This window comes from Cellulomonas xylanilytica (assembly GCF_007989805.1).
Lineage (GTDB): Bacteria > Actinomycetota > Actinomycetes > Actinomycetales > Cellulomonadaceae > Cellulomonas > Cellulomonas xylanilytica.
Genome location: NZ_BJUB01000005.1, coordinates 284,049 through 293,822, shown reverse-complemented (window position 1 = coordinate 293,822; position 9,774 = coordinate 284,049). Strand labels below are relative to the sequence as shown.

Here is a 9,774-nt window from a genome sequence, read left to right as displayed (position 1 = left end):
ATCTCAGGCGTGACCGGGGTCCTGCCCAGCTGCGCCGGCGCGTCACCGGCCTTGAGGGCCGCCAGACGGGCCTCGATCTCGATCTGCTCCGACGACGACTCGAGCTCGGCGAACTGCGAGTCGAGGGACGACGCCGCGATCTCGGCCTGACCGAGGGCCAGCGCCTCCTCGCGGCGCACCTTCTCCTCGAACCGCGCGATCTCGCTCGTCGGGTCGAGCACGTTGATGGAGCTGATCGCCGTCTGCACGGTCTGCTGCGCCTCGGCCGACTTCTGCCGGGCCACCAGGGTGTCGCGGCGCGACCTGAGCTGACCCAGCTTGTCCTTCATCTGGGCCAGGCCGAGCTTGAGCTTCTCGACCGTCTCGCGCTGCGACGCGATGATCGGCTCGGCCTCGCGGACCTCGCTCTCGGCGGTGAGCTGCTTGCCGAGCGCGATCTTGGCCAGGTTGTCGAACTTGTCGGCGTTGGCCGTGTCACCGCCGGCGCGGTACTGGTCGGCCCGCGACGACGCGGCCAGGGCCTTGCTGCCCCACTCGCGGGCCGCCGAGACGTCCTCGTTGTAGTCCTGCTCGGCGAGGCGCAGGTTGCCGATCGTCTGGGCGATCGCCTTCTCGGCGTCGGCGATCGACCCGGTGTAGTCGCGCACCAGCTGGTCCAGCATCTTCTGCGGGTCCTCGGCCTGGTCGATGAGCGCGTTGATGTTGGCGCGGGCCAGCTGGGTGATCCGCCCGAACACGCTCTGCTTCTCGGTCATCGCTCGTGCCTCTCGTCGTCCGTGTCGGCCGGACCGTCCCGGCCGCCGTGCACCATCTGCGTCGGGTCAGAAACCGCCGCCGAAGCCGCCGTCACCGAACCCCCCGCCACCACCACCACCGCCACCGCCCCAGCCACCGCCACCGCCGAAGCCGCCACCTCCGCGCAGGACGCTGTCGAGCAGGATGCCGCCGAGCACCATGCCGCCGACGCCGTTGATCCCGCCCATCGAGCCGCCGCGACGTCCACCGCCGTACTGGAGCTCCTGCGCCTGCTCGACGTCCAGCTGTGCGAGGTGCGCGGCCTCCCGCGCCAGCTGCTCGGCGCGCTGCGCGGTGGCGAGCGCCGCGGTGGCGTCGGCCGGCCGCTGGTCCAGCGCGACGTTGCGCAGGCGCAGGGCCTCGGCGAGCCGCGTCCGTGCCTCCGGCCCGACGGCCCCGCGCCGGGTGCTCAGGAAGTCGCTCGTGGCGCGCAGCGTGGACTCGAGCCGGCCGAGGAGGTCGTCCAGCTGCTGCTGGGCGCGGCGGTCGCGCTCGACCGCGTCACGCGTGGGCGCCAGGGCGGCGTCGAGCGCGGCCTCGGCGTCGGTGATCGCCCGCAACGCGGCGAGGGGGTCGGCCGTGCCGGCGCGCGCGGCGCGGGCGTCCTCGACCGCGGCGCGTGCCGCCTGCGCCGGGGCGGCGATCTCCGGGTTTCCTCGTGCCAGCCGGTCCACGTCCGTGAGGTCGGCGGAGATCGAGGCGACGGCGGTGTCGATCCGGGTGTTGGCCACGGCGAGCTCCGGTCCTGCCCTGTCGACCGCGTCGAGCAGGGTCGTCACCTGGCTGAGCGCCTCCTCCGCCGCGCGCGCGTACCCGACCGCGGTCGCGCGGTCACCGCGCGCAGCGGCCTCCTGGCCGCGGCCGACGGTCGAGTCCACCTCGTCGAGGAGCTGCTGGGCCTGGTCGGGGTTGCGCGCGACGGACGCGAGCGTCACCGCCGGGTAGGTGGTCTCGAGGGTGCGCATGACGACCCGGGCAGGATCGATCCTGGCGCGGAGGCCGGCCGCGGTCCGTGCGTGGGCGTCGAGCGCCTCGCCGACGTGCGCCTCGAGGTCGCGCAGCCGGTCGAAGCCGGCCTTCTGGGCGTCGAGCGTCGCCGCGACCGACGCGCACGTGCGCAGGATCCGGGTGGCCGTCTCCCGCACCTGCGCCTCGGTGTCCGGGATCTCGTCGTCCAGGGTCTGCCGCAGCCGGAAGGCCTCGGTGACCTGCGCCGTGGCCTCGGTCAGGACCGTCTCGAACTCCCCGGTCGCGTCGGCACCGAACTGCGCCTGCGCGAACCCGAGCTCCTCCTCCGAGGCCTTCACCGCGTCGTCGATCGCGACGAGGGCGGACGCGGAGCGTCGGTCCAGCTCCGGGGTGGGCACGGCGGCGAGCTCGTCGCCCTGCTGTGCGGCGGACGGTGCAGCCGTCCCCGCTCGCCGCCGACGGGCCAGGAACCACGGGATCGCGAACAGCGCACCGATGACCACCAGGCCGACGACGAGCAGCGTGCCGAAGCCGCCACCACCCGACGAGCCGGAGCCGGTGGCCTCGGCGCGCAGCGTGTCGGCGGTCGCGACGGCGGCACCGGCCCAGTCGTCGGCGCGCAACCGGTCCTCGGCGGCGGTGCTTGCGGCCTCGACCTGGGAGCTCGACAGCCCTTCGACGGACTGGGGCGCCAGCGCGTACCGGCGGGCCTCGGTGGCCACGGCGAGCACGAGGTCCTGCGAGCCGAGCCCCGACGCGTCGGCCGTCGCCTGGGCCCACTCGACAGGGTCGGCCCCGCTGAAGTCCGCCACGTACACGACGTAGAGCTGGTACGGGGTCTCCTCCGCCAGCTGGTCGAGCGCCGCCTGGACCTCGGCCTCGCTCCCGTCGAGGGCGCCGACCTCGTCGGTGATCTCACCGGTGAGCGACTGCGGCCCGACCGCCGGCAGCGCTGCGGCCCCGAGCAGCAGCGGAGCGCTCAGGAGCAGCGGGAGGAGCAGGGACGGACGTCGTCGCAGGGGCACCCGTCGATCCTCGCCGGGGCTCCTGGCTGCCGCAACGGCTCAGCGCCCGCGGCGCCGGCTGCTGCTCAGTCCCGGCCGACCTCCGCCGCCGGGTCGAGGCCCAGGTCCTCCGCGTCGACGATCGAGTACGCGTACCCCTGCTCGGCTAGGAACCGCTGCCGGTGGGCGGCGAAGTCCTGGTCGACGGTGTCGCGCGCGACCACCGTGTAGAAGTGCGCCGTGCGCCCGTCGCCCTTGGGTCGCATGATGCGGCCGAGCCGCTGCGCCTCCTCCTGGCGGGACCCGAACGACCCGGACACCTGGATGGCGACCGACGCCTCGGGCAGGTCGATGGAGAAGTTGGCCACCTTGCTGACGACGAGCTTCGTGATCTCCCCGGACCGGAAGGCGTCGAACAGGCGCTGGCGCTCGTGCACGGTGGTCTCGCCGGTGATGAGGTCCGCGTTCAGGTGCTCGGCGAGCGTGTGGAGCTGATCCAGGTACTGGCCGATCACCAGGGTCGGGTCGCCCTCGTGCTTGGCGACGAGCTGCTCGACCACCCGGTTCTTGCCCCGCGCGGTCGCGGCGAGCCGGTACTTCTCCTCCGGCTCGGCGGTCGCGTAGGCCATGCGGTCGGCGTCCGGCAGCGTGAGGCGGACCTCGACGCAGTCGGCCGGCGCGATGTAGCCCTGGGCCTCGATGTCCTTCCAGGGGGCGTCGAACCGCTTGGGCCCGATGAGGCTGAACACCTCGTCCTCGCGGCCGTCCTCGCGCACCAGGGTCGCGGTCAGGCCGAGCCGCCGGCGCGCCTGCAGGTCCGCGGTCATGCGGAAGATCGGTGCCGGGAGCAGGTGCACCTCGTCGTAGACCACGAGGCCCCAGTCGCGGGCATCGAGCAGCTCGAGGTGCGTGTAGACGCCCTTCCGCTTGGTGGTGAGCACCTGGTACGTCGCGATGGTGACCGGGCGGATCTCCTTGCGCGCACCGGAGTACTCGCCGATCTCGTCCTCGGTCAGGGACGTGCGCTTGACCAGCTCGTCGCGCCACTGCCGGGCGCTGACGGTGTTGGTCACCAGGATCAGGGTCGTCGTCGACGAGCGCGCCATCGCCCCTGCACCGACCAGCGTCTTGCCGGCGCCGCAGGGCAGGACGACGACGCCGGAGCCGCCGTGGAAGAAGCCGTCGACGGCCTGCTGCTGGTAGGGACGCAGCGCCCAGCCGTCCTCGAGCAGGTCGATCTGGTGCGCCTCGCCGTTGACGTACCCGGCGAGGTCCTCGGCCGGCCAGCCCAGCTTGAGCAGGACCTGCTTGAGGTGCCCGCGCTCCGAGGGGTGCACGATGACGTCGGTCGCGTCGAGCCGGGCGCCGAGCAGGCCGGCGGTGCGCTTGGACCGGATCACCTCGGCGAGCACGGCCGGGTCGAGCGCGTGCAGGACCAGGCCGTGCACGGGGTCCTGGACCAGCTGCAGACGGCCGTAGCGGGACATGGTGTCCGCGACGTCGACCAGGAGGGCGTGCGGCACGGGGTAGCGCGAGTACTCGAGCAGGACGTCGACCACCTGCTCGGCGTCGTGGCCCGCGGCGCGCGCGTTCCACAGGCCCAGCGGCGTCAGACGGTACGTGTGCACGTGCTCGGGGGCGCGCTCCAGCTCCGCGAACGGGGCGATCGCGCGACGGCAGGCCTCTGCCTGGTCGTGGTCGACCTCGAGCAGGAGCGTCTTGTCGCTCTGCACGATGAGGGGGCCGTTGGTCACGAAGTCTCCTGTTGCTCGTCTGCTCGTTCACCTGCGCGCGTGACGCTCGCGATGCGGTGCACCGCGACGGTCAGCTCGGACTCGCGGGCGGTGTCGATGGCCCGCAGCCGCCCGCCCTCGACCCGCAGGGGCCGCAGCAGGCGCCGCTGCGGGACGCCGTGGGAGCCCACCAGCTCGACCCACACCTCGGCCTTCTCGGCCGCCGCCTCGCGCAGGAGCACCAACGCGTCGACGGGGTCGGCTGTTCCCCTGCTGGGTGCGGCGGGGGTCGCCGGTGCCGGCGTGCGCCGGGCCGGCGGCGGCAGGAGCGTCCCGGGTACCCGCTCGGCCTCGTCGGCCGTGCGCTCCGCCTCCGCCCGCCGCAGCTGCGGCACGAGCGCTAGCAGCCGGTCGTCGGGCAGGGCCTCCCGGGCTCCGGCAGGGGTGACGTCCGACGCCCGGCGACGGGCGCCCGCGGTGGCGCGACGGCCCACGCGCCGGATCGACGACGCGACGTGCACGACCTGCCCGTCCGGCCCCTCCGCGACGGGTGCGAGCCCGTGCGCGCGGAGCGCCTCGACCAGCTCCCGGGCGGGCGCCTGCGCAGCCAGGACCGTTGGCGCCAGCCGGATCAGGCCGAGCGACACGAGCCGCGGGTCCTCGGCCAGCCCCGCCAGCAGAGAGGGGTCGTCGGCGCGGACGTACGCCGCGGCCGACCCGACCCGCAGCCGACCGTGGCGGCGTGCGGCGTCGCGCACCAGGTACTCCAGCGGCTGCGGGACGCCCGCGCGGCTGTGGGCGGCCAGCTCCGCGAGCAGGCCGTCGGCGGTGGAGCCCACGTCGAGGGCGCGGCGGACGGACTCCGGGGTGAAGCGGACCGTGAGGGCGCCGCCACGGGACTCGACGAGGGCCGTCCGGTCGAGGAGGTCCTCGAGCTCGGGGCTGGGACGCCCGGGGACGACACCCGTCAGGTCGCCCTGGAGCAGGATCTCGTCGACCGCCGGCGGCAGGGCGGCGGCCAGCGCGTCGGCCGGGTCCGCAGCCACGGCGCCGACCAGGGGAGCGGTCTCGAGGAGTAGGGCGCGGCCCGCGTCGGACAGGGCGCCCGCGCCGAGGATGCCCAGCCGGCCCGCCTCGACGAGCATCGCGTGGACGGCGGCGGGCGGCGGCACGGAGCGCGGGCTCTTCCAGCGGAGCACGGCGACCACGTGCGCGGCGTCCAGCGCGGTTCCGGGCGGGCTGTCCGCCAGCACGTCGAGCACGGCCCGCCGCAGCCGCGGTGCCCAGGTGCGCTGCAGCTCGGGGTCGAGCGCTGCCCGCACCCCGCCGCGGTCGTCCCGGCCGCCGACGAGCCACGGCGTGCGCTGCGTCGAGCGCCACGTGCGGGCCAGCGCCGCCCAGCGGTCGGGCACGTCGCGCACGGCCCACTCGTCGACCGCGACCGTCGGCGCGAACGACGGGTTGTCCTCGCCGTCGTCGGCGACGAACGCCGCGGCACCCGCGAGCTCGATGACGAACGCCGCCTCGGCCTCGTCCGTCTCCAGGGCGGACGCCACGCGCCGCAGCTCGCGCACGCCCAGGCCGCCGCCCCGCAGGACACCGGGCGGGGTGTGCTCCCACAGGCGCACCAGCCGGGCGACGAGGAGCACGATCCGCTCGCCCGCGGCGGCCGACTCGGCCGCGACCAGCGCGTGGCTCCGGTGCGGGACGTCGTCCGGCAGCGGGGGCGGGAACGCGGGGGCCACGTGCGTGCGCCCCCCGCGCAGCGCCAGGGCGACCGCGCGGGGCAGGACGACGTGGCGGGAGTCTCCGGGCAGGAGCAGGTGGCGCCGGACCAGCCAGTCGACCGCCGCGGCGGCCGCGGTGCTGTTCGACGGCGCGAGGCCGACCGGCGGACCCCACAGCAGCGCGTCCAGCACGGGGCCCGCGCCGGTGGGTGCGGTGGCCAGCAGCGCCGGCAGGTCGTCGAGGTCCACCGGCTCGGGAGGGGTGCCGCGGCGGATGCCCGCGTCGGCGGACGCCAGCCCGGCGGGGTAGGGGCCCAGGATCTCGGCGAGCCCCGGCGACGGCTGCAGCGGGGCGTCGGGGGCGTCGGACTCGGGGTAGACGAGGGTGCCGACGACCGCGAGCCGCAGCGCCCGCTCGACCAGCTCGACACCCGCGTCGTCGGTGGCGCCGACCGCCACGGGAAGGTCCGCCGCGGTCACCGGGCCGGGGTCGGAGAGCGCCACGACGGCCTCGAGCACCTGCAGCACGCTCGCGTCGACGCCGGCCAGGGCGCGCTCCAGGCTCGACCGGCTGGTCGCGCGCACCGCGAGCGAGGACAGCGTCGCGGGCGACGGCGACGCCAGGTCCGGTCGGCTCCGCAGCAGCGCGACGAGCTCGTCGTCGCTCCGCTCGCGCAGGTATCCGGTGAACGTGGGCATCCGCTCAACCCTACGCGGCGCAGGACGCACGCGGGGGTCCGGCTACCGACCGGTAACCGGATGGTTCTGGCACGCTCGACACCAGCCGTGCCCACCACCCCGGAGGTCAAGCCGCGTGTCCCTCGCCCCCGAGACCCTCGCCGCCCTGCGAACCGACGCCGCCGCGCAGCTGCCCTCCCTCGTCGACCTGCGGCGCGCCCTGCACCGCACGCCGGAGATCGGCCTGCACCTGCCCGCCACGCAGCGGCTCGTGCTGGACGCGATCGCGCCGCTGGACCTCGAGGTGAGCACCGGCACAGCGCTCAGCTCCGTGGTCGCCGTGCTGCGCGGCGGTCGGCCCGGTCCTGCCGTCCTGCTACGCGGGGACATGGACGCCCTCCCCGTGACGGAGGACTCGGGCGAGCCGTTCATGTCCGAGCGCGACGGGGTGATGCACGCGTGCGGCCACGACCTGCACGTCGCCGGCCTCGTCGGCGCCGCGCGGCTGCTCGCGGACCGCCGCGACCAGCTCGCCGGCGACGTCGTGCTGATGTTCCAGCCCGGCGAGGAGGGCGACCACGGTGCGCGCCACATGATCGACGAGGGCGTCCTCGACGCGGCCGGTTCCCGGGTCGTCGCCGCCTACGGCCTGCACGTCATGTCGTCGGTGCTTCCCGCGGGACTGGTCGCCTCCAAGCCCGGCACCATGCTGGCCGCCGCCGACTCGGTGGTCGTGACCGTCCACGGCCGCGGCGGGCACGGGTCGATGCCGCACCTCGCCGCGGACCCGGTCCCCGTCGCCGCCGAGATCGTGCTCGCCCTGCAGGCCATGGTCACCCGACAGTTCGACGTGTTCGACCCGGTCGTCGTCACGGTCGGCAGGATCGCGGCGGGCACGACGAACAACGTCATCCCCGCCACCGCGGTGCTGGAGGCGACCGTCCGCTCGTTCAGCGAGGCGACGCACGCGGTCGTCCCCGAGCGGTTGACCCGCGTCGTCGAGGGCATCGTCGCGGCCCACGGGCTGACGGCGACCGTCGACTACCAGCGCGGGTACCCCGTCACGTCGAACACCCCTGCCGAGGTCGACCGCCTGGCCGGCCTCGTCCGCGGCATGTTCGGCGAGCAGGCGTACGTGACCGCCCCGCAGCCGCTGGCCGGCGCCGAGGACTTCTCCTACGTGCTGCAGGAGGTGCCCGGCACCTACCTCGGGCTGGGCGCCACACCTCCCGGGCTGGACCCCGCGACCGCCCCCTACAACCACGCCGCGCAGGCCCGGTTCGCGGAGGAGTCGCTCGCCGTGGGGCCGGCCGTGCTGGCGGCGCTGGCGCTCGACCGGCTGTCCGGGAGCGCGTAGCCCCGACGCGCACCGCGTCCGGGGCGGTGTCATCGTGGATCCATGACCGACGAGACACCGGCCACCAGGACCGACCCGGCCCTCGGCTCCGAGGGCGACACCAACCAGCTCCCCGGCGAGGACACGCTGGCGGAGCCCACGGACGACACGATGCTCGAGGAGGGCTACTCCCCGCCGGACCACCCGCGGCCGAACCACTTCGGCGAGACGGCCTGGGAGCAGGCGCACGGCGAGACGCTCACGCAGCGCCTCGAGGAGGAGGAGCCCGAGGTCTGGGAGGACGTCGCGCCGGCCGACCCGAACGTCGCCCCCGACGGGGCCGGCCAGCTGGTCGAGGACGACGACGCGGTGGCGGCCGACGGCACCGACGCGTTCGCGATCGAGACCGGTTCCACGGCCGGCACGGTCAGCGCCGAGGAGGGCGCGATCCACGTGGTCGACGAGGAGGACGTGGTCCTCGACCAGCTCGAGCTCGCCGACGACGGGGACGAGACGCTCGAGGACGAGGACCCGCGCGACGACCAGGACGTCCTGGTGGACGACCTCGACGCGGACGCGGACGGCACGACCGACCGCGACGTGGTCGGCGACCTCGGCCTGACCGACGACCCGGTCGGCACCGACGCGCCGTACCTGGCGGACGACGAGTCCTGACCGGTCAGCGTCCGGCACACCCCACGCACGTCGTGGCTGTCGGTCGCGCCTCCAGCCGACCGGAGGCGATCGGCTCGCCGCACCGGGCGCAGGTCCCGTAGGTGCCGTCGTCCAGCCGGCCCAGCGCGTCGTCGACCGACTCCAGGCGCCCGACCGCGTCCCGGACGAGCGCGTCGACCTGAGCCCGCTCGAACGCGATCGTCGCGCCCTCGGGGTCGTGCTCGTCGTCGGCGTTGCTGTCCCGGGACGCGTCGACCACCGCGTCGTGCTCGCCCCGCAGCGCCGCGAGCCGCTCGAGCGTCTGCACGCGCAGGTCCTCGAGCCGTGAGCGCGCGTCGGTGGTCATGGACGGGACAACGCCGGACGGTCGACGAGCCTTCCCGACGTGGCACGGACCCCGCGGGGATTTTCCTGGGCCACGGCCGGTAACCTGGTGGCCAGTACGTCTTCTTCTCATGAACGGGGTTCACCGTGCCTACCGGCAAGGTCAAGTGGTTCGACACCGAGCGCGGCTTCGGGTTCATCGCCGGCGACGACGGCGGCGAGGTCTTCCTGCACGCGTCGGCGCTGCCCGAGGGCGTCAACGCACCGAAGCCCGGCGCCAAGGTGGACTACGGCGTGGCCGACGGCCGCCGCGGTCCCCAGGCGCTCTCGGTCAAGCTGCTGGACCCCGTCCCCTCTGTCGCCAAGGCGGCGCGCAAGCCCGCCGACGACATGGCGGTCATCATCGAGGACCTCATCAAGGTCCTCGACCGCGTCGGCAACGACCTGCGTCGTGGCCGCTACCCCGAGAAGGCTCGTGGGGTGCAGTACGCCGCCCTCCTGCGAGCCGTCGCGGACGACATCGAGGCCTGAGC

Annotated in this window: 8 protein-coding genes; 3 read left to right on the top strand and 5 right to left on the bottom strand. The window is 74.9% G+C overall.

Going from position 1 to position 9,774, the window contains the following annotated elements; all coding sequences use genetic code 11:
• The 4 genes from CXY01_RS10150 to CXY01_RS10135 all read right to left on the bottom strand — a co-directional run.
• A partial coding sequence (locus tag CXY01_RS10150; RefSeq protein WP_146927299.1) for a PspA/IM30 family protein occupies positions 1-755 on the bottom strand: 755 nt, incomplete at its 3' end.
• A 66-nt stretch (positions 756-821) separates the two neighbouring features.
• Positions 822-2,789, bottom strand: a complete 1,968-nt coding sequence (locus CXY01_RS10145) for a TPM domain-containing protein (RefSeq protein WP_146927298.1) — start codon at positions 2,787-2,789, stop codon at positions 822-824.
• Between the two features lie 65 nt (positions 2,790-2,854).
• Entirely contained in the window at positions 2,855-4,522 is a 1,668-nt protein-coding gene (locus CXY01_RS10140; RefSeq protein WP_146927297.1) for a DNA repair helicase XPB, read from the bottom strand.
• Positions 4,519-6,927, bottom strand: coding sequence for a helicase-associated domain-containing protein (locus CXY01_RS10135; RefSeq protein WP_146927296.1), 2,409 nt, complete (start codon positions 6,925-6,927; stop codon positions 4,519-4,521). The genes CXY01_RS10140 and CXY01_RS10135 overlap by 4 nt, the downstream gene beginning before the upstream one ends.
• A 115-nt stretch (positions 6,928-7,042) precedes the next feature.
• Between CXY01_RS10135 and CXY01_RS10130 the strand changes: the two genes are divergently transcribed.
• Together CXY01_RS10130 and CXY01_RS10125 are read left to right on the top strand one after the other, a co-directional pair.
• Positions 7,043-8,263 carry a M20 metallopeptidase family protein gene (locus tag CXY01_RS10130; protein ID WP_146927295.1) on the top strand — a complete coding sequence of 407 codons (1,221 nt, stop codon included), beginning with the start codon at positions 7,043-7,045 and terminating at the stop codon, positions 8,261-8,263.
• A 42-nt stretch (positions 8,264-8,305) separates the two neighbouring features.
• On the top strand, positions 8,306-8,917 hold the full coding sequence (locus CXY01_RS10125; RefSeq protein WP_186813363.1) for a DUF5709 domain-containing protein: 612 nt from the start codon (positions 8,306-8,308) through the stop codon (positions 8,915-8,917).
• A gap of 4 nt (positions 8,918-8,921) precedes the next feature.
• Here the strand turns inward: CXY01_RS10125 and CXY01_RS10120 are convergent, their stop codons facing one another.
• Positions 8,922-9,263, bottom strand: coding sequence for a TraR/DksA family transcriptional regulator (locus tag CXY01_RS10120; RefSeq protein ID WP_146927294.1), 342 nt, complete (start codon positions 9,261-9,263; stop codon positions 8,922-8,924).
• A gap of 125 nt (positions 9,264-9,388) precedes the next feature.
• On the opposite strand from CXY01_RS10120, the gene CXY01_RS10115 reads away from it, so the two are divergent.
• A complete protein-coding gene (locus tag CXY01_RS10115; RefSeq protein WP_056019542.1) occupies positions 9,389-9,772 on the top strand; it encodes a cold-shock protein in 384 nt (127 codons plus the stop codon).
• Positions 9,773-9,774 lie beyond the last annotated feature (2 nt).